Raw genomic sequence first — 20,423 nt, 5'->3', positions numbered from 1 at the left:
TGAGGTTGTAAGATGGATGAGAATAAAAACAAGGCGCTCAACGCTGCCTTAAGCCAGATTGAAAAACAGTTTGGTAAAAATACAGTTATGCGTCTTGGTGACAATACCGTTCAGGCAGTTGAAGCTGTGTCTACAGGCTCTTTAACGCTGGATATTGCACTCGGTATTGGTGGTTTACCTAAAGGTCGTATCGTCGAGATCTATGGTCCTGAATCTTCAGGTAAAACCACAATGACCCTGCAAGCAATTGCAGAGTGTCAGAAAGCAGGCGGTACGTGTGCATTCATCGATGCGGAACATGCACTTGATCCTCAATATGCGCGCAAACTGGGCGTAGATATTGACAACCTGCTGGTATCGCAACCGGATCACGGTGAACAGGCACTTGAAATCGCAGACATGCTGGTACGCTCTGGCGCGATCGACATGATCGTTGTCGACTCTGTTGCTGCATTGACTCCGCGCGCTGAAATTGAAGGCGAAATGGGTGACTCGCATATGGGTCTGCAAGCCCGTTTAATGAGCCAGGCACTGCGTAAAATTACTGGTAATGCCAAGCGTTCCAACTGTATGGTGATCTTCATTAACCAGATTCGTATGAAGATTGGTGTCATGTTTGGTAGCCCTGAAACCACAACTGGTGGTAACGCACTGAAATTCTATGCCTCTGTTCGCTTGGACATCCGTCGTATCGGCCAAGTGAAAGAAGGTGACGAGATTGTTGGTTCTGAAACCAAAGTCAAAGTCGTGAAAAACAAAATGGCGCCTCCGTTTAAAGAAGCTTTATTCCAGATTCTTTATGGCAAAGGTGTTAACCATCTAGGTGAATTGATCGACCTTGCTGTACAGCAAGAAATCGTGCAGAAAGCTGGTGCGTGGTATTCTTATCAAGGCGACAAAATTGGCCAGGGTAAGAACAACACCATCCGTTATCTGGAAGAGCATAAAGAAATGGCTCAGACGATTGAAAAACTGATTCGTGACCAGCTTCTGACTAAAGCAGTGGTTGTTGAAGAAGACGATAGCAAGGAAGAACCTGACTTTTTAGATGCATGATCTTATTAGATGCATCATCTTTAAACGTCAATACACAGCGCCCTCCGGGGCGTTTTGTTATTATATAGGGAATCTAAAATCCGAGAGAATCATGTCAGACGCGAAATTCAGCAAACTGCTCGATTATGAAACTTTAAAACAGCAATTTGGTGATACTGAAGATCAAGCTCAACCTGCAAAAAGTGCGATCCAAGACGCTCCTGAATTTGATCCTGAAGAACGTTTGTTTTCCTCTACCCCAACTCAGGATGAGAAGAAACCGGGACTGACAGGCTCACGCTTACGTTCTTATGCCTTTGCCGTACTGACGCGCAAGGAATATTCCAAAGCCGAACTGATAGAGAAACTAGCCCTCTATGCAGAGCATCGTGATGAAGTTATTAACCTGGTTGAAGAACTGTCCCGTGAGAACTATCAAAGTGATCAGCGTGTGGCGGAAACCATGTTGTCGAGTCAAAAGCGTAAAGGCAAAGGTCCCAATCAAATTAAAATGAAACTCAAGAGCAAAAAGATTGATACTGCTCTGATTTCAGAAGAACTCAAAGAAACCGACTGGGTTCAACAAGCCTATGAACTAAAAGTCAAAAAATATGGCACCGAAGTTCCTAAAGACCCCAAGCTCAAAGCCAAACAGATCCGTTTTTTAATGTATCGTGGTTTTGAAATGGATGCGATTATCAAGGCCATTAACCGTAAAGCAGAAGACTAAGTCTTATATTCTTTGAAAGTCTTAATGAATTAAAAGGATTGGATATTTAATCTAATATTAGTTGGAAAATAAAATAAAGCACGGCAAAAGATAATGATGATTTAATCATTAAAACAATAAGATAATGCTGTTTGACGATATTGAAAAAAAATGATATTTGAGAATAGAAAACTGCGAATTCGCATTGTTATTATAATAAGAATATGGTGGCAACCCTACCAGCAAAGCTCCGGCACATCATAGTTCTATTACCGTTGCTACCTTCCGGTCCTGGCGGGGTTCATAGAGTACAATTGCGAAGTAACCAGCAGGGCTACCATTACAAAAACAGAGTATAGAGATTTTTAATCAAGTTGCAAGCCTTGTTCCGCAAAATAATCCCTTAAGCTATCCGTTTGATTATTTTAAAAACAATATTGATATTTCTGCTGATTTTTAAGGGATCTTCACAATCAATCCATCAACACTCAGATTCACATGATCTTTGTAAAACCTTGTTGCATTTTCTAAAAATGCCGTTTTTAATGTGTGCAATGTATATGAATGATCTACTTTGAAAAGATGAGCAGCGGATCCGCATCTCACAAAGAATTATGGAAATTTTATGATGTTTAAAAAGACCGTATTGTGTGCAGTGACAGCACTCTTTACCACGCCTCTATTTGCCAATATTCCGATTGAATCGCGCGGCTTGAGCCAAGCTACGAATCAAACCGCAGTAAATACCCCAGCGGCAATTGCGGCTGGTGCAACTCCAGCAGTTCAAACCAATACCAGCTGGCAAATCATGCAAAAGAACCAGCAGCTCGAAAATGACTTGCGGATTTTGCGCGGTAAAATGGAAGAACAGGAAAATGAGATTGAACGGCTCAAAAATGAACTGACCAATCGTTATGCCGATCTCGATCAGCGTCTCGAACTATTGCAGCAAAAAATTGAACCTGCTGAAGACAATCCAACGGAGGAAAACCCACAGGATACTGCACCCAGCCTAAACACAAATAAGGTCAATACAGCAAGCAGCGGAAAGCAACCTGCTGAGCTAGAAAAGGCAGCTTATACCGTGGCTTTAGATGCTTATAAAAATGGCGGTGCAGCCAAAGCCATTGCACCGATGCAAAACTTTATTAAAAACAATCCGAATAGCGTTTATATCAGCAATGCCTATTTCTGGTTAGCGGAATTCAATCTGGCGATTGACCCGCCAAAATTTACTGAAGCGAAACGTAATTATCTGATTGTCGTTGACCGTTACCCAAATTCTGCAAAAGCCTCCACTGCCCTGTATCAGCTTTATAACATCAGCAAAGATGTTGAAAAGAATACTACGCTTGCATCGCAATACAAAACAAAGCTATTGAAGAATTATCCGAAAGCTGAGGAAATTAAATTTCTTAAGTAAAATAGAAATTCCCAAAATAAAAAAGACACCTTCAGGTGTCTTTTTTATTACCTCAAACATTTAGCGCACAATGCCGCGCTTCGACTGTTCAAGAGAGTCAATTAGACGTTGTACTTCAGCCACTTCCGGCAAAATTCCTGTACGGATCTGCTCGATTGCTTCCTGAGTCGTTAAACCTGATTTATAAATCAGTTTAAAGGCATCACGTAAACCGCTGATTACGGTCTTCGACCAGCCTTTACGACGCATGCCTTCAATATTCATGGCAAATGCATGCGCAGGATTACCTGAAACCATCACATAAGCCGGCACATCTTTCAAAATCAGTGATGCACCACCAATCATGCTATAAGAATCAATCTTACAGAACTGATGAATGCCCGAGTTTCCGCCAATGACGACGTAGTCCCCGACATGGACATGTCCAGCCACACCGACGTTATTGGCAAAGATATTATAATCTCCAACCATACAGTCATGTGCAATATGAGTATTGACCATGAGCAGGTTATGACTACCGATCTTGGTCAGGCTCTGGTCCTGAACCGTACCACGATGCAGACTGCAATGCTCACGAATCTTGTTGTGATCGCCAATCTCAAGCCAGGTTTCTTCACCAGCATACTTAAGATCCTGACACACCTCGCCTACACTGGCGAACTGGAAAATTTCATTATATTCACCTATACGCGTATAGCCACCCACCACCACGTGTGAATGAAGTTTGCTACCCGCACCAATAGTGACATTTGGCCCGATAATACAATATGGGCCAATTTCTACATCAGCAGCAATGACTGCTGACGGGTCAATAATGGCAGTTGGATGAATAAGGGGATTATTGCTCATGCCTGCTCGACTTTTTGATGCGAAACCATAATTTCCGCGGTTGTTGCGACGACGCCATCTACAGTGGCAATACAATTATATTTGTAAATGCCCCGCTTTTGCATCACTAATTCAGATTTTAAAACCAATTGGTCACCTGCAACCACCTGTTTTTTAAATCTAACTTTTTCCGCACCGGCAAACAGGAACAAAGAACCTTCACTTGGTACTTCGTTATTCATCACAAAACCCAGAATTCCAGAGATTTGTGCCAGTGCCTCAACAATCAGTACACCTGGCATAATTGGATAATTCGGAAAATGGCCTTGTAAAAACTCTTCATTAATTGAGACGTTTTTATAACCAACAATGCCATTATCGGTAATTTCGACGACGCGATCAACCAATAAAAATGGATAGCGATGGGGCAAATATTCACGAATCTTTTGAATATTCATTGGCAATTCAGGCTTCGTGAATGTAGGCAAATTCGACTCTGTCATCATAATTATTTACGCAACTTAAATGTTGATTCAATGGACTCAATCTGAGATTGCATATGATCTAGTCGTTTGATCACCTGGGTCAATGGCACATCTGCTAATTGTCTGAGGCGAACCACGGTACGTTTCCATTTCTGATTTTCAAACAGACCAATCCCGGATGAATATTTTCCAGCTTCAGAAATATTATTTGTCACCATTGACATTCCGGTCAACGTCACATTATCAGCAATATTCAAGTGTCCAGAAATCGCAGAGGCACCACCAATGATACAGTTTTTGCCAATTGAAACACTTCCTGCAACGGCAGTTTTTGCAGCAATCGCGGTATGTGCACCAATTTTAACGTTATGTGCGATTTGCACAAGATTATCAATGATCACACCCTGTTGCAAAATCGTATCATCCAGTGCACCACGGTCTACGCTACAATTTGACCCAATACGCACATCATCCTCAATGCATACAGAACCTAATTGCGCAATACGGTGCCATTTACCCTGATAAGGTGCAAAACCAAACCCTTCGCTACCAATCACGCTATTGGCATGAATGCGCACCCGATTACCAATTTTTGCTGCGCCGGTGAGGGTCACATGTGAGTCAATAAAACAGTCCTGACCGATCTCGACATCATCATCGATCTGCACATGCGCCTGAACAATCGTATTCGCACCCACGACACAATGCTCACCAATCACCACGTAATGACCAATATAAGCATCGTCCGCAATCACTGCCGACGGGTGAATTTGAGCAGTACTCTCAATGCCACGCTGGCGATGTTTTTTCTCAAAGACATGCGTCAGAATCGCAAAAGCCAGATAGGGATTTGCCACAACAATAAAGTTTTGATGTGAAGTTATCTGTTGTTTTAGTTCAGCCGTGACAATTAAAGCACCTGCCTGACTTTGATTGGCCTGCTCTACATATTTATCGGCATTCACAAATGCCAGATCGTGTGAAGTTGCCTGTTCAAGACTGGCCAAAGCGCTCAAACGTAAATCTGTCTGACCTATGCACTCGCCCTGAACCAGGCGAGCGAGATCAGCTAACTGAAGCTGTTGATGATTCATTGATTATTTAATTGCATTAACCTTTTGAATCATTTTATCAGTTAAATCATATTTAGCATCATAAGCAAGCGCTGAATTTTTATTTAAAACCACATCCAGGTTGTTTTCTCTACGCAATTGTTCAGCAATTTGCTTTACCCGTGCATCAAATACAATTCGGATCTGCTGAATCGAGCTTTGGACATTCGTCTGTACAGATTGCTGTAACTGATTCAATTCTTGCAACTTAGCCTGATATTGCACAGACATTTTCTGTTTTTCAGTCTCACTGAGCTTGGTATTGGATTGAGCACGTTGCTGCAAAGTTTCCAGCTCTTTGCTGAGTTGCTCAATCTTAGTGGTTTGTGGCTGAATTTTTTGCTGGAATATCGTGTTTTGTTGTTTCAGATAAGTACTACCTTCAACCACACGCTCCAAGTCAATTACCCCCATACTGGCCGCTTGAGTTAAAGGTGCAACACTTGCCAAAGCCAGGCTCATTGCCATAATCATTTTTTTCATATTCTTACTCATTCAAAAAATTTGCTCACAAAACCTGCAGGCTTTATGAGCAAAATTTAGTTTCTAGGTCAAAACGATTTTAGAAAGTACGTCCAATTTCAAACTGGATATTTTGAGTATCATCCCCATCTTTATCATTCAATGGGTATGCATAGCTAAGTGATAATGGCCCAATCATGGTAATCCAGGTGAAACCTGCGCCTACGCTATAACGCATATTGCCTGCATCAAAACCAAAGTTATCTTTACAGTATTGCTTCGCATTTACATCAGTATTTTGTGGATTGAGATATAAATTTCCGCGAGGCACATCACACTGAGTATCAAAAACTTGTGCTCCCTCTGCAAAAAGTACCGGGCGAACCTGACGTGCCCAATCTCCTTTAAATGGCACAGGAAGCACTAATTCTGTACCAAACTGGACTAAGGCATTACCACCCACTTCTTCTGGACCAAAGTCTTGTTCTCGTGATTCATTATAAGTTACACCTGGATATTTAGGGCCTAAGGTACTGTTTTCATAACCACGGACTGAACCATAACCACCAGCGTAGAAATTCTTATAGAATGGTAGGTCATTACCATAGCCCAACTTACCATATCCACGCAGAACAAAATCTTTACCTAATGGGAAGAAAGCTTGCGCATCATAAGTGACTTTTTGATATTCCACATCACTACCCGGCAAGGCAATTTCTGCATTAACACGGTGTGACATGCCCGTTGTCGGGAACATTGGACGGTTTAAGGTATTATAAGACCAACCCAGATTCAGGTTATAAGTCAAGAAATCACCTTTAAATTCATTTCCATAAGTAATTTGTGGCACTGCGCAGTCATAACCAATTACTGTAGTACCATCTTGTCCATAAATAGGTACAGTTAATTGTGAGTTACCAGCGCTGTCTTTTGGACAGTAGGCACCATCTCTAGTACTTTTACCACCATTAGCTAATAAATAATCCCGTACATAAGTCGATACATATGGACCAGTAGTTACTTCAGTCTGATCGACGTTTAGACCCAAGCTGACACTCTGGTTTTCATCAATTGGATAACCAAAGTTAATCCCACCACCAAAACTATCCGTTACATAGTTGTTGACGTTATAGTCATCATCCAGCTTGGTTTTACGGTAGTACATATTATAGCCGCGACGTACACCATCAATAGTGAAGTACGGATCCATCACGCTCAAGTTATAGTAATCTTGCGTTTCAGAACGCGACAAATCGATTGAGACACTATTACCTGTACCCAGGAAGTTGGTCTGACTTAAACCTGCCTGGAAAGTTACACCACCGCTTTGCGAGAAACCAACTGCAAGAGTACTGGTCCCTGAATGCTGCTCTTCAACAGCAACATTCAAGTCCACCTGATCTGGTGCACCCGGAATACGTGCAGGTTTGATATCGACAGTTTTAAAGAAACCGGTACGTTCCAGACGAACCTTAGACAGGTCAATTTTTTCATTACTGGCAAGCGCACCTTCCATTTGGCGCATTTCACGACGTAGTACTTCATCTGCAGTTTTAGTATTACCAGTGAAATTAATACGTCGTACTGTGACTTGCTGACCTGGATTAATATAGTAATTTAGATCAACCAGTTTGGTTTCGTTGTTAATTTGAGGAACGATGTTGACTTCTGCATAGTAGTAGCCTGCATTACCATACTTACGCTGTAATAATTGCTTAACCGCATTAACTTTTTCCTGCGAATAAATTTCGCCTTCTTTGAAGATTTGTAAAGCCTGCAATTCTTCAGTCTTATAAAGCGCATCACCTAAGTATTTGGTTTGACCAAATTTAAATTGCTCGCCTTCATCCACAGAAACTTCGATAAAAACATTTTTTTTATCTTCACTCAAGTTCAGACTGGAATTGGTAATATTAAAGTTGATGTAACCGCGATTCAGATACATGGCACGCAAAGCTTCAAGACTTGCCGCCATCTTTTCACGTGCATAACGGTCATTACGCGAAATGACTGAACTCCAGCCACTTTCTTTTACTGCAAAGGCCTGCTTGATATCAGATTCTTTAAATACGGTATTCCCGATAATATTGATATCAAAAACTTTGGCCGCTTTACCTTCAATAAAATCAATTAGCAATTCAACACGGTTATTTGGTCGAGGCGTCGTGGTGACCGTAATATCGGCATCATAACGACCTTGCTGCATGTATTGCTGTTCAAGTTCAGTTTCAATAGTTTGCAGCGCTGATTTTTTCAGCACTTCACCTTCAGCCAGACCCATTTTTTTCAGGCCTTCCTCAAGTGCTTCCTTAGGAATCAACTTATTGCCTTTCAATTCGATTTTTGAAATGACCGGGCGTTCAACAACTTGGAAAACCAAAGTATTGCCTTGCTGCACGGCTTTAATGTCATCAAATAGGCCTGATGCATACATGCTACGAATTGCATTGGCAATGATTGGATCATTGACCCGATCACCACTGTTAATTGGCACTAGGCCATACACATTGTCAGGAGTTAAACGTACTAATCCATCAAATTTTATATCTTGTACAATGAATTCATCTGCTGCATATACTTGTTGTGCTACTGCCATTGCACTAACGAGTGCCAGAGGCATAAATAAATGTGTGTGCTGCATGCCAGTCTTTTCCGCTGTTAATTTATTCCATTTACGTTGTTATAAACGCATAAAATCATTAAATAATGCCAGAAGCATCATACTGCCGAGCAGTACCATACCAATTTTTAACCCAACCAATTGTATTTGTTCGGAAACAGGTTTACCACGAATTAATTCAACAAAATAGTAAACCAGATGTCCGCCATCAAGCATTGGAATAGGCAGTAGATTTAATATTCCTAAACTTACACTCATTAGCGCCATAAAGGAAATAAAAGTTTCCCAGCCCATTTCTGCGCTTTGTCCTGCCACTTTGGCAATGGTAATTGGACCTGATAAATTATCCAGACCAATCAGACCGCGTACCATTTTGACAATCGAGTTCAGAATCATCGAAGATAAATGTGCTGTTTTATCAAATGCCATTACCAACGCTTCACCTGGCGTGTAATGAATGGTCTGTTTATATTCTGCAGGAATGGTCATTTTACCCGGATCACTGTGTACACCCAGCATACCGGTCACATTGCCCATATTGTCACGTTTGCCTTGCGGCATGACTTCTAGCTGAACCACCTTATTTTCGCGTAAAACATCCATTTTGAGTAATTTTTCTGGAGATGCCTGTACCACCTGCACCACATCAAACCAGTCTTTCATCTGAACGCCGTCAATAGCCAGAATCTTGTCACCTTCTTTCAAACCTTGACGGATGGCTGCACCATCTTCACTCAGTTTGCTAATTACAGCCGGAATTTCTGGCCGATAAGGCAAGAAACCCAAACTTTCAAGTGGCGATTGACTTTGATCTTTTAAATAGTTTTGAATCGGCAACTGGAACAGTTTGTTTTCACCAGCACGATCTGCCTGAATAGAAACCACGCCAGTTTCACCAACACGATCCACCAAGGCATAACTGAGTTTTTCCCAAGTTTCTACCTGAGTACCATCCACAGCTATAATTTTGTCGCCCGGCTGCATTTGTACTGTTGCAGCAGGTGTATTTGGTAAAACTTTGCCTACCCGGGTATTGAGCTGTTCTTGAGCTGGTAAAAATAACACCCAAAATAGAAGAACTGCAAAAATCAGGTTGATGAATGGACCCGCTGCCACGATGGCAATCCGCTTCCACGGATGCTGACGATTGAAAGCTTTGGGTAAGTCCTCTTCAGCGACATTACCTTCACGCTCATCCAGCATCTTGACATAGCCACCCAAAGGTAAGGCAGACAACTGATACTGAATTCCGGATTTTTTCGAGGTCCATTTTAATAATGTTGGCCCAAATCCAATCGAATAGACCAATACTTTAACGCCCAGTTTACGCGCCACAATATAGTGACCGAACTCGTGAATCGCAATTAAGGGACCGAGTAAGAGAATTGCAGCGGCAATCATAAACAAGGCATTCATATCTTAACTTCCTTTATTCACAACGTATTGCTGTGATAAACCTCGTGCCATTTGATCTGCTTGCAAGATAGCCTCCAGATCATGTGCAGGTTGATTGTCCATCTGATTCAGGACGTGCTCAGCTACCTGAGGAATTTGGGTAAATCTGATCTGTTGATTTAAAAATGCAGCAACTGCAATTTCATTGGCCGCATTTAAAATCGTAGGTGCAATTCCGCCACTCTGCATGGCCTGACGGGCCAATTTTAATGCAGGGAAACGGAGCATGTCCGGTTCTTGAAAATTAAGTTGTGAATGCATAAACAGATCCAGTGGTGCCACATGCGTACTGATACGCTCAGGCCATGCCAATGCATGTGCAATAGGCGTGCCCATATCCGGATTACCCATTTGTGCCAAAGTCGAACCATCAACGTATTGAACCATGGAGTGAATAATACTCTGTGGATGCACAACAACTGTAACAAATTGTTCTTGAACTGCAAACAAATGACAGGCTTCGATCAATTCTAAACCTTTATTCATTAAGGTAGCAGAATCGACTGAAATTTTTTGACCCATGGACCAGTTAGGATGCTTGCAAGCTTGGGCAGGTGTGACCTCTTCAAGTTGCTGCATGCTGTGGTTCAGAAATGGGCCACCTGAAGCGGTCAGTAGAATCTGGGACACACCCAGTTTGGGCTTGCCATGACGCTCTGCTTCAAAATAATGCTGTGGCAGACATTGGAAAATCGCATTGTGTTCGGAATCCACGGGAAGCAGTAATGCCCCATGATCGCGCGCTGCCTGCATCATGATGTCACCTGACATCACCAAAGCTTCTTTATTGGCCAGCAGTACGCGCTTACCCGCTTTCACTGCAGCCAGTGTCGGCAACAAGCCTGCTGCACCAACGATTGCCGCCATGACGATATCAACATCCGCGTGTTCAGCCACAGCAATTAAACCGGCTTCATCTTGCAGAATTTCAATATCAGATAAATGATGTTGCTGAAGTAGTTTTGAAAGTTCATCTACTTTTTCAGCCGGTACCACCGCCACTTTAGGACGGTATTGCTGGCAAATTTCGACCAGCTCATCAATACGACTTTGCGCGGTCACAGCAAAAACCGAGTATGCTTCAGGATGTCGCTGCAAGATTTTTAAAGTACTTTGACCAATGGAACCTGTAGCACCCAGTATACAAACTGCTTGTGACATTTATAAATCTACACCAATAAGTTTTAAAACAGCCATACCTGCTGCAAAGATTGGAGCTGCAGCAAGCAAAGAATCAATACGATCCAGTACTCCGCCATGTCCTGGCAAAATTCGACCTGAATCCTTAATACCGGCACGACGTTTGATCATGGATTCAAACAGGTCACCCAGTACCGAACTAAATACTGTAACGACAGATAGAATCAGAAATAAAATCAGTTCTGGCCAAGTCATATCCAGATAAAGCAAGGCAACTGCCGTCACGATCAGCATTGAAGTAACGATACCGCCATACAGCCCTTCTACGGATTTATTAGGACTAACATTCGGCGCCAGCTTTTTCTTGCCAAATTTACGACCCACAAAATATGCACCACTATCTGCGCCCCATACCAGTAAAAACAGGTACATCAGCCACCACGGTGAACTTTGCCAGACAGAGAAAATTGCAGTAACCGCAGCAGAGATCAGAACTACGCCGATTCCGTGCAGGCTGGCGTTGTACCAGCCATCATATTCAGGATAGGTTTTAACCCAGTAAATACTGAGCAACCAGGTAATTATAGAAGCTACCCATAACAATAAGGCAACTTCGGCAAAATACAATGCCAAAGCTGAAAGTGCCGCAGTGAGCACTCCATATCCCCAAGCAACAGGTTTGATGACATGTTTAAATTTTCGCGGCATGAGTTTGAACCACTCATAGCCGGCCACCCCAGCAGCAAGAACCATCAATACAAACATTGGATAATGTGATTCGGTAGCAAACATACAGCTCAGTACAACTGCTACCAACACCAATGCGGTTATAATCCGCTCAAACATGTATTAATTCTCAAGTTTTTCCTGATGAATCTGTTCTGATGTTTTACCAAAACGACGTTCACGCCCACCAAATACGGCAAGTGCATCATCAAGTTCTTCAACGGTAAATTCTGGCCATAGCGTCTCAGTGAAATAAAGCTCTGCATAGGCTGCCTGCCATAACAGGAAATTCGAAAGACGGAAATCTCCACCCGTACGAATCAGCAGATCAACTGCAGGTAAATCACCGAGGCTGACATATTGACCAAATACATCAGTATTAATTGCATCAAGATCTAATTTATTTGTTAAAACATCGCTAGCAATTCGCTGTGCAGCTTGTGCCATATCCCACATACCACCATAACTGATTGCAATAGTGAGTGTCATACTATTGAAATTAGCAGTCCTTTGTTCGGCATGCAACATAAGTCCCTGTAATTCTGGGGACAAACGGCTGCGATCACCGATAAAGCGTAAGGCAATATTGAATTTTTCCATGCGGGGCAATTGTTCATGAATGGTATCAACCAGCAATTTCATGAGCAATTCAACTTCAAACTGTGGACGATTCCAGTTTTCACTTGAAAAGGCAAATACAGTTAAAGCCTGGATATTTCTTTTTTTACAGTGTTCAACAATCGGATCCAGAACCGTTTTTCCTTCACGGTGTCCATCACCTTTTTGCATCTGATTTTTTTTGGCAAAACGATTGTTGCCATCCATGATGATGGCAACATGTTTCGGAAGACGGGGATTTTCTTCAGCAACGGTCATCGATGAATTAGACCTTCATCAATTCAGCTTCTTTCGCAGCCAAGCGCTTGTCAACTTCAGCAACAAATTTGTCGGTAATTTTCTGGATTTCGTCAGCAGCACGACGCTCTTCATCTTCAGAAATTTCTTTTTCTTTCAACAAAGCCTTGATATCGCCCAATACATCACGGCGAATGTTACGGATCGCCACTTTGGCATTTTCTGCTTCATTACGCGCAACTTTCTGCATGTCACGACGCGTTTCTTCAGTCAACGCAGCCATTGGTACACGAATCGCATCTGCTGTAATTGGGTTCAGACCCAAATCAGATTCACGAATCGCTTTATCAATTGCAGAAACCATTGAACGTTCGAAAGGCTGGATTAACAAAGTACGTGAATCTTCAACACCTACGTTTGCCACCTGGTTCAATGGAACGTCTGAACCATAGTAAGAAACCATCACGTTATTTAAAATTGATGGATGCGCACGACCGGTACGAACTTTTGCAAAACCATGCTCTAGAGATTCTAGAGTTTTGTTCATACGGTCTTCGCTGTCTTTTTTAAGATCGTTAATCATATGATCTTCCTTACTTAATTCTTGAAAAGAGGTTATTACTAAATTAGCGTGTAGTATAAAGTGCTTTGGTGCTCACGTCATTAATTGGTAACGTGAGTCCCTTCTTTTTCACCCATCACAACGGAAAGCAATGCGCCAGATTTATTCATATCGAATACTTGTAGCGGCACATTGTGATCACGACATAAACAGATTGCAGTTAAGTCCATCACACCCAGCTTTTCGTCCAGAACTTGGTCAAAAGTCAATGTGTCATATTTAACCGCATCATCATATTTGCTTGGATCTTTATTATATACGCCATCAACTTTGGTCGCTTTCAAGATCAAGTCTGATTCGATTTCAATACCACGTAAACAGGCAGCTGTATCTGTCGTAAAGAACGGATTACCTGTACCTGCCACGAATACACACACTTCACCCTGAGTCAGGTGACGGATTGCATCACGGCTTGAGTAAGACTCAACCACGGCACCAATTGGCAATGCAGACATTAAACGGGTTTTAATATTACGGCGCACCAAAGCGTCGCGAAGTGCCAAACCGTTCATGACTGTTGCCAGCATACCCATCTGGTCGCCAGTTACACGACCAACTAGACCATCTTTTTGTAGCTGGCTACCGCGATACAGGTTACCACCACCCACAACAATACCTACTTGTACGCCTAAACCCACGAGGTGCGCAATAGAAAGTGACATCTGATCGAGCACTTGTGCATCGATCCCCATGTCTTTATTGCCTGCCAGCGCTTCACCAGAAAGCTTTAACAGGATGCGACCAAAGCGTGGCTTTTTAGAATCCAACATCATCAAACTCCAAAGTATTCAATTTAAATTTTTTTAATTCAAAATCTTAAGCAGACTTGATTGAAATGAGTTTTGCATACAGATCGTATTCATCTGCATCAGTAATTTCGACTTCAAGTAAATCCCCCGCCTTGATGACGCTTTTATCGATATCTTCAACAAAAACATTACCATCAATTTCAGGTGCATCTGCATAAGAACGCGCAACCGCTACCGGGAATTCATCTTCCAGGTCATCTACCAGCACAGTCATGGTCTGACCGATACGTTTTTGGAGTTTGGCTGCCGAGATTTCTTGCTGAACCTGCATGAAACGCTCATAACGCTCTTGTTTAATTTCTTCAGGAACGTGATCTGGCAAATCATTTGCTGTCGCACCTTCAACTGGCGAATAGGTAAAACATCCCACACGATCCAGCTGGGCTTCTTTCAGCCAGTCCAGTAACATCTGGAAGTCTTCTTCAGTTTCACCCGGGAAGCCCACCACAAATGTTGAACGCAACACCAGATCAGGACATTTCTCGCGCCAGATTTTCAAACGCTCCAGTGTATTTTCACTGTGCGCAGGTCGTTTCATCAGTTTGAGAATTTTTGGACTCGCGTGCTGGAATGGAATATCCAGATAAGGCAGGATTTTGCCTTGTGCCATCAGGTCAATTACTGCATCTACATGCGGATATGGGTAAACATAGTGCAAACGTACCCAGATTCCCAACTGACCCAATGCTTCACACATGTCATAGAATTTGGTTTTAACCGGCTGACCATTCCAGAAATCCAGCTTGTATTTCGTGTCCAGGCCATAAGCAGAAGTATCCTGGGAGATCACGAGTACTTCTTTTACACCGGCACGTTTCAGCGCTGCAGCTTCTTCAAGCACAGAACCAACTGGACGTGAAACCAGATCGCCACGCATGCTTGGAATAATACAGAAGGTACAACGATGGTTGCAGCCTTCAGATATTTTCAGATAAGCATAGTGTTTTGGCGTCAGGCGGATGCCTTGCTCTGGAACCAGATCAATAAATGGATTGTGTTTTGGCGGCTCAGGTACGTATTGATGAACCGCATCCATAACTTCTTTATATGCCGCTGCACCTGTCACTTTCAGGACATTGGGATGCATTTGGCGAATCTTGTCTTCGTCTTTACCTAGACAACCTGTTACGATCACGCGACCATTCGCGCTCATCGCCTCACCAATCGCATCGAGCGATTCTTGCACTGCGGATTCAATGAAACCACAGGTATTTACTACAACTAAATCAGCACCGTCATAATCCGAAGCGACGTCATAACCTTCAGTCTTTAACTGGGTTAAAATACGTTCAGAATCTACCAATGCCTTAGGACAACCTAAAGATACAAAACCGACTTTGGGGGACTTCATGAATTTTCGCTCTACTAGAATGCGCGTATTGTATGTCTTTTCGCATCATAAAAATAGTTGAAAACCTGACTCTTTGCATCATGCACTAAAATATTGCCATAAAATATTCAACATACCCACTCATGCACCAAAATGAATCATTTTAGATTTACAGCCTCAATTTAATCCGCTATATCTAAGATGAATTGTGTTGCTCTGTCACATTTCTGCATTTCATCGCAATAAATAATCTCTCGTCATAAAAGTTGGCGTGCATCTTGCATCAAATCAGAACTTAAAATTGATTAAATTGCTTTATGAAGATGCCATTGCGCCATTTTAATACAGGAACAAACCCGCGAATGGATCAAATTATTCCGATCGACTATCGTGCTTTAGTGGACAATATGACCACGTGTATCTTATTGATAGACCGCGATCTTAATATTTATTATCTGAATTCTGCCTGTGAAGCCTTATTTGATGTGAGCTTATTCCGCGCGAGCGGCACATCCGTGCTCAATATTTTGCAAAACCCGACAGATGAGTTTAATACCGAAGAAGCCCTGAATAATACTTTAACTACGGGACAGCCTTATACACGCCGCGAAGCCACTATTCTGGTCAACTTTAAAGACATTCATGTTGACTACACTGTTTCTCAGCTAAATCTGGGCAAACCTTATCATCCGCTACTGCTCATCGAACTCAATCCTCGCGATCGCATGTTAAAAATCTCTCGTGAAGAAAATCTGCTGCAACAGCATCAGGTAGCGCGTCAGCTGATTCGCGGTGTTGCGCATGAAATCAAGAATCCCTTGGGTGGCATTCGCGGGGCGACTCAACTCCTGGCACGCAGTTTGAATGATCCACAATACAAAGAATTTACCGACATTATTATTAGCGAAGTGGATCGACTCAGAAATCTGGCCGATACCATGCTCGGTTCACGCCAGCTTCCGAGCTATGAACTGGTCAATGTGCATGAACCTCTGGAACGGGTGCGTTCACTGATTGCCAATCAGACCAAAAAGAAAATCAAGATTACCCGGGATTACGACCTGTCCTTACCGGAAGTTCTGGCAGACCGCGACCAATTGATTCAGGTCATTTTGAATATTTGCGCCAATGCCGTACAGGCCATGACCGAGAACAAGGAGTTCTTTGTCGAACATCAACCGGAACTGATTTTAAGAACCCGGATTCAGCGTCTCTTTACCATTAACGGGGTGATTCACCGCTCTGTAGTAAGGATTGATATTGAAGACAACGGTCCAGGTGTGCCGGAAGAGATTATCGAATCGGTGTTTTATCCGCTGGTCACCAGTCGCGCAAAAGGTACCGGACTGGGCCTCAGTATTGCTCAAAATATTATTCATCAGCACAACGGCATGATCGAGTGTCAGTCCGTGGCTGGAAAAACCGTCTTTAGCTTATATTTACCTTGGGAGTCGAATCATGTCGCGAAATAAAATATGGGTGATTGATGACGATCGCGCCATGCGCTGGGTACTGGAAAAGACCTTTAAAGAGGAAGGTCTGGATGTGACCAGTTTTGAAGAAGCACAATCTGCACTAGACCAACTGAGTCTGGAAGCACCCGATGTGATTTTGACCGATATCCGCATGCCGGGTATTGATGGACTTACCTTCCTGGGCAAGGTTAAACACAGTTATCCTGACCTACCTGTCATTATTATGACGGCGCATTCAGACTTAGAATCGGCTGTTTCTAGCTATCAAACTGGTGCTTTTGAATATCTGCCTAAGCCTTTTGATATTGATGAAGCACTGGCGCTGGTAAATCGTGCAATTTTACATATCACCAAGCTACAGCAACAAGAATCAGCAAAAGCGGCTCCACCAATTCAATCTACCGAAATTATTGGTGAATCGCCTGCCATGCAGGAAGTGTTTCGTGCCATTGGCCGTTTATCACAATCGCATATTACCGTGTTGATTAATGGTGAGTCTGGTACAGGTAAAGAACTGGTAGCGCATGCCCTGCATCGTCATTCACCACGCAGCTCAAAACCTTTTATTGCCCTCAATATGGCGGCGATTCCAAAAGACCTGATCGAAACTGAACTTTTCGGCCATGAGAAAGGTGCATTTACCGGTGCTAATACCCAGCGCCAAGGTCGTTTTGAACAGGCAAATGGCGGTACGCTGTTTTTAGATGAAATTGGCGATATGCCATTTGAGACCCAGACCCGTTTATTGCGTGTCCTAGCCGATGGAGAGTTCTACCGAGTTGGCGGTCATATTCCGGTTAAGGTCGATGTGCGTATCGTGGCTGCAACACATCAGGATTTGGAAAAACTGGTCCATGATGGTCGTTTCCGTGAAGACTTATATCACCGCCTGAATGTAATTCGTATTCATATTCCAAAACTGGCACATCGCAGTGAAGATATTCCGATGCTGGCGCAGCATTTTCTGGCACGTGCCGGTAAAGAACTTGGGGTCAACCCAAAGATATTACGTCCTGAAACCCAAGAATATATGCAGAAATTGCCATGGCAAGGTAATGTGCGTCAACTTGAAAATACCTGTCGCTGGCTGACTGTCATGATCACAGGTCGTGAAGTCTATCCTGAAGACTTGCCACCTGAGCTGAAACAGATTCCAATTCATCAGCAGGATCCGGGTGCGCCAATTCCAACGCTAAACCAGATCGCACCGCATCACTGGGATGAATTGCTGGGTCAATGGGCGATGCAGAAACTCAAAAATGGTGAAATGAAACTTCTGGATGTTGCGACGCCAATGTTTGAACGCACCTTGATCAATGCAGCCTTGCAACAAACCCGTGGCCGTAAACGTCATGCCGCAGAGCTTCTAGGTTGGGGTCGCAATACTTTAACGCGCAAGCTTAAAGAATTGGGCATGGATACTACGGATGATGAAATCGAAGAAGAAATAGAAAGTTAATCTTTCCATATAAAAAAGCGCCGATTGGCGCTTTTTTATTGATGATGATCTATGCAGTAAAACCCACATAGCGGAAATACCCATCTATGCCCAGATCAGACTTATAGATCAGATAATTTGAATAAGTCGCTTGGGTGATTTCATCCAGCATATTCACCTGATCATCATTGGCATGCAAATCATCTACAGAACGCGGCATGCTGTGCTCGAATTCATCGGTCATATATTCAAAGCCTATATCCATGGCAATAAACAGGGTATGTTCACAAGGTTGCACATATTGCTCTTCTGCCCAATCAATCACGTTGTGCTGACAATGCGGACAGGCAATATTATCGGTGGCCTGAATCGAGAGTTGAATAAGTTGATAAGCCATATAAAAATCAATCTGTTTACTATCCGTATATTTTAGCAAATTTTATGGACTGACTTTATTCAATTAAAAGTCTCGACGATAAAAAAAGGAATCTTCAGATTCCCTTTTTGTATTGATAGATCTCAATGATTAATTACTTATGAGCAGCCTTATAACGTGATAGTGCGGTGACGGCTACTGCCGATACGACCACTGCTGGTAAACTTGCCACAAGAATACCTGTGGTGCCCAAACCTAATGCCAGAATTTTTCCAGTTAATAATGGTCCAGTCATCGCCCCTAAACGCCCTAAAGAGATCGCACTGCCCACGCCTGTCACTTTGCCTGCGCCTGAGTAAAAAATCGGTGAGATCCCATATAGAATAAATTGACCACCCGTAGAGAAAATGCCACCCATGACTCCCGCCAAAATTAATAACGGAATAGAAGTTGTGGTGAATAACAATACCAAGGCAACAAACAAGCCACTATAAATGATGGTCGCCATTTGCCAAAGCTTTAAACGATCCAGTAAATAACCTAGGCTCAGGGTTCCAATGACAGCGCCCACCTGGAACACCAACATCACCAAAAATGCCTGCTGTTTCTGCAAACCTTGTTCCATAAGTAAATTTGGCAACCAGCTAATCAAAATATAATTGATCATCAAGGTAAAAAAGAAGCCAACCCAAAGAGGCACTGTATTTTTATACTGTCGCTGCTTGAACAACACCTCAGCCATTCCCGGCACAGCTTCGCCAGAAACCGGTACTTCCGCATTCACTTTAGGCTTATCTTTAAGAATAAACGCCATTAATGGAATCAGTGCTAAAGGTGTTAATCCCCCAATCAGGAATAAGGTTTGCCATTGAATCTCTGGAAGCAGCATGGCCAGACCGGCAACAAAGATCGCCCCTACCGGTAAACCACAATACATCAGACTATTTAGCTTGCCACGGTTGGCTTCGGTTGCTTCATCACCGACGACTGAAATCATGGTTGGCATTGCCGCACCTAAACCCAGACCAGTAAAGAAACGCGCTGCATATAAAACTTCGATGCTGGGCGCAATTGCAGTCAGCGACATGAACAGACCAAAAATAGTCACAGAAAGCATCAGGACTTTCTTTTGTCCTAGATAATCTGCAATACGTCCGCCAAAGAATGCACCAAACAGCATTCCAAAGACACCCAGACTAAATACATAGCCCATTTGGATTTGATCTAAACTAAAGCTTGCCGCAATTCCTTTCGCTGCAATCCCGGGAGCTTGAAAGTCAAAACCTTCAAAAAATGCGACCCAAAAACATAAGAATATGGTTAATATTTTTTGGGCTTTTCCGCTATATGGCTGCGCCATGACTGATCTCCATCAATAATTCACAAACCGTTTGATAGTGTGACGATCCGTTGCATTATTCTTAACCTAATCTTGATAGAGAAATAGCACGACAATAGTCGGGTTTAAGCACATCAACATGTGTAAATACCCTCCAAATTAGACCTAAAAGATTGTATTTATA

The 20,423-nt window shown here is 42.8% G+C and carries 19 protein-coding genes and 1 other RNA gene; 5 read left to right on the top strand and 15 right to left on the bottom strand.

All coding sequences use genetic code 11. The features are described 5' to 3' along the window. Nucleotides 1–12: 12 nt before the first annotated feature. Nucleotides 13–1,056 (top strand): recombinase RecA, encoded by a 1,044-nt coding sequence (gene recA / locus HGD77_RS06845; protein ID WP_004279873.1) that lies wholly within the window; start codon nt 13–15, stop codon nt 1,054–1,056. Between the two features lie 91 nt (nt 1,057–1,147). Next, nucleotides 1,148–1,765, top strand: a complete 618-nt coding sequence (locus HGD77_RS06840; RefSeq protein WP_004646725.1) for a regulatory protein RecX — start codon at nt 1,148–1,150, stop codon at nt 1,763–1,765. A gap of 213 nt (nt 1,766–1,978) precedes the next feature. Here HGD77_RS06840 and ffs read toward each other — a convergent pair. Then, nucleotides 1,979–2,075: signal recognition particle sRNA small type (gene ffs / locus HGD77_RS06835), an RNA gene on the bottom strand. Between the two features lie 294 nt (nt 2,076–2,369). On the opposite strand from ffs, the gene HGD77_RS06830 reads away from it, so the two are divergent. Continuing rightward, nucleotides 2,370–3,167 carry a YbgF trimerization domain-containing protein gene (locus tag HGD77_RS06830; protein ID WP_004646724.1) on the top strand — a complete coding sequence of 266 codons (798 nt, stop codon included), beginning with the start codon at nt 2,370–2,372 and terminating at the stop codon, nt 3,165–3,167. A gap of 60 nt (nt 3,168–3,227) precedes the next feature. On the opposite strand, the gene lpxA is transcribed toward HGD77_RS06830, so the two are convergent. The 12 genes from lpxA to rimO form a co-directional block, all read right to left on the bottom strand. Then, a complete protein-coding gene (lpxA, locus tag HGD77_RS06825) occupies nt 3,228–4,016 on the bottom strand; it encodes an acyl-ACP--UDP-N-acetylglucosamine O-acyltransferase (protein ID WP_004279876.1) in 789 nt (262 codons plus the stop codon). Then, nucleotides 4,013–4,498 carry a 3-hydroxyacyl-ACP dehydratase FabZ gene (fabZ, locus tag HGD77_RS06820; RefSeq protein ID WP_026055766.1) on the bottom strand — a complete coding sequence of 162 codons (486 nt, stop codon included), beginning with the start codon at nt 4,496–4,498 and terminating at the stop codon, nt 4,013–4,015. The genes lpxA and fabZ overlap by 4 nt, the downstream gene beginning before the upstream one ends. A 5-nt stretch (nt 4,499–4,503) precedes the next feature. After that, complete coding sequence (gene lpxD, locus HGD77_RS06815; RefSeq protein ID WP_004646721.1) at nt 4,504–5,574, bottom strand: UDP-3-O-(3-hydroxymyristoyl)glucosamine N-acyltransferase; 1,071 nt, start codon at nt 5,572–5,574, stop codon at nt 4,504–4,506. Nucleotides 5,575–5,577: 3 nt separating this feature from the next. Then, the gene (locus HGD77_RS06810) at nt 5,578–6,075 is read right to left on the bottom strand and encodes an OmpH family outer membrane protein (protein WP_004646720.1); all 498 of its coding nucleotides are present in this window, start codon (nt 6,073–6,075) and stop codon (nt 5,578–5,580) included. 79 nt (nt 6,076–6,154) lie between these two features. Continuing rightward, nucleotides 6,155–8,650 carry an outer membrane protein assembly factor BamA gene (gene bamA, locus HGD77_RS06805; RefSeq protein WP_392389744.1) on the bottom strand — a complete coding sequence of 832 codons (2,496 nt, stop codon included), beginning with the start codon at nt 8,648–8,650 and terminating at the stop codon, nt 6,155–6,157. 84 nt (nt 8,651–8,734) lie between these two features. After that, entirely contained in the window at nt 8,735–10,090 is a 1,356-nt protein-coding gene (gene rseP, locus HGD77_RS06800) for an RIP metalloprotease RseP (RefSeq protein ID WP_085064675.1), read from the bottom strand. A 3-nt stretch (nt 10,091–10,093) separates the two neighbouring features. Then, nucleotides 10,094–11,290, bottom strand: coding sequence for a 1-deoxy-D-xylulose-5-phosphate reductoisomerase (ispC, locus tag HGD77_RS06795; RefSeq protein ID WP_004279882.1), 1,197 nt, complete (start codon nt 11,288–11,290; stop codon nt 10,094–10,096). Further along, a complete protein-coding gene (locus HGD77_RS06790; RefSeq protein ID WP_004279883.1) occupies nt 11,291–12,115 on the bottom strand; it encodes a phosphatidate cytidylyltransferase in 825 nt (274 codons plus the stop codon). Nucleotides 12,116–12,118: 3 nt separating this feature from the next. Further along, nucleotides 12,119–12,871 carry a polyprenyl diphosphate synthase gene (gene uppS, locus HGD77_RS06785; RefSeq protein WP_005263065.1) on the bottom strand — a complete coding sequence of 251 codons (753 nt, stop codon included), beginning with the start codon at nt 12,869–12,871 and terminating at the stop codon, nt 12,119–12,121. Between the two features lie 7 nt (nt 12,872–12,878). Next, nucleotides 12,879–13,433 carry a ribosome recycling factor gene (frr, locus tag HGD77_RS06780; protein WP_004279885.1) on the bottom strand — a complete coding sequence of 185 codons (555 nt, stop codon included), beginning with the start codon at nt 13,431–13,433 and terminating at the stop codon, nt 12,879–12,881. A gap of 80 nt (nt 13,434–13,513) precedes the next feature. After that, on the bottom strand, nt 13,514–14,242 hold the full coding sequence (gene pyrH / locus HGD77_RS06775; RefSeq protein WP_004279886.1) for a UMP kinase: 729 nt from the start codon (nt 14,240–14,242) through the stop codon (nt 13,514–13,516). A gap of 46 nt (nt 14,243–14,288) precedes the next feature. Further along, nucleotides 14,289–15,632: a 30S ribosomal protein S12 methylthiotransferase RimO gene (gene rimO / locus HGD77_RS06770; RefSeq protein ID WP_005263068.1), complete on the bottom strand. Its 1,344-nt coding sequence runs from the start codon at nt 15,630–15,632 to the stop codon at nt 14,289–14,291. A gap of 341 nt (nt 15,633–15,973) precedes the next feature. Here rimO and glnL point away from each other — a divergent pair, with 341 nt between their 5' ends. Both glnL and glnG read left to right on the top strand, forming a co-directional pair. Further along, nucleotides 15,974–17,083: a nitrogen regulation protein NR(II) gene (gene glnL / locus HGD77_RS06765; RefSeq protein ID WP_005107202.1), complete on the top strand. Its 1,110-nt coding sequence runs from the start codon at nt 15,974–15,976 to the stop codon at nt 17,081–17,083. Continuing rightward, the gene (glnG, locus tag HGD77_RS06760) at nt 17,070–18,545 is read left to right on the top strand and encodes a nitrogen regulation protein NR(I) (protein WP_004279889.1); all 1,476 of its coding nucleotides are present in this window, start codon (nt 17,070–17,072) and stop codon (nt 18,543–18,545) included. Before glnL ends, glnG begins: the two co-directional genes overlap by 14 nt. A 49-nt stretch (nt 18,546–18,594) precedes the next feature. Here the strand turns inward: glnG and HGD77_RS06755 are convergent, their stop codons facing one another. Then, the gene (locus HGD77_RS06755; protein ID WP_005246639.1) at nt 18,595–18,921 is read right to left on the bottom strand and encodes a hypothetical protein; all 327 of its coding nucleotides are present in this window, start codon (nt 18,919–18,921) and stop codon (nt 18,595–18,597) included. A 133-nt stretch (nt 18,922–19,054) separates the two neighbouring features. Then, entirely contained in the window at nt 19,055–20,260 is a 1,206-nt protein-coding gene (gene mhpT / locus HGD77_RS06750; protein ID WP_005263070.1) for a 3-(3-hydroxy-phenyl)propionate transporter MhpT, read from the bottom strand. Between the last annotated feature and the right edge of the window lie 163 nt (nt 20,261–20,423).

The organism is Acinetobacter sp. NEB149 (assembly GCF_012516415.1).
GTDB lineage: Bacteria > Pseudomonadota > Gammaproteobacteria > Pseudomonadales > Moraxellaceae > Acinetobacter > Acinetobacter lwoffii_V.
The sequence above is the reverse complement of the archived record's forward strand: the minus strand, read 5'-3'. Positions and strand labels throughout refer to the sequence as shown.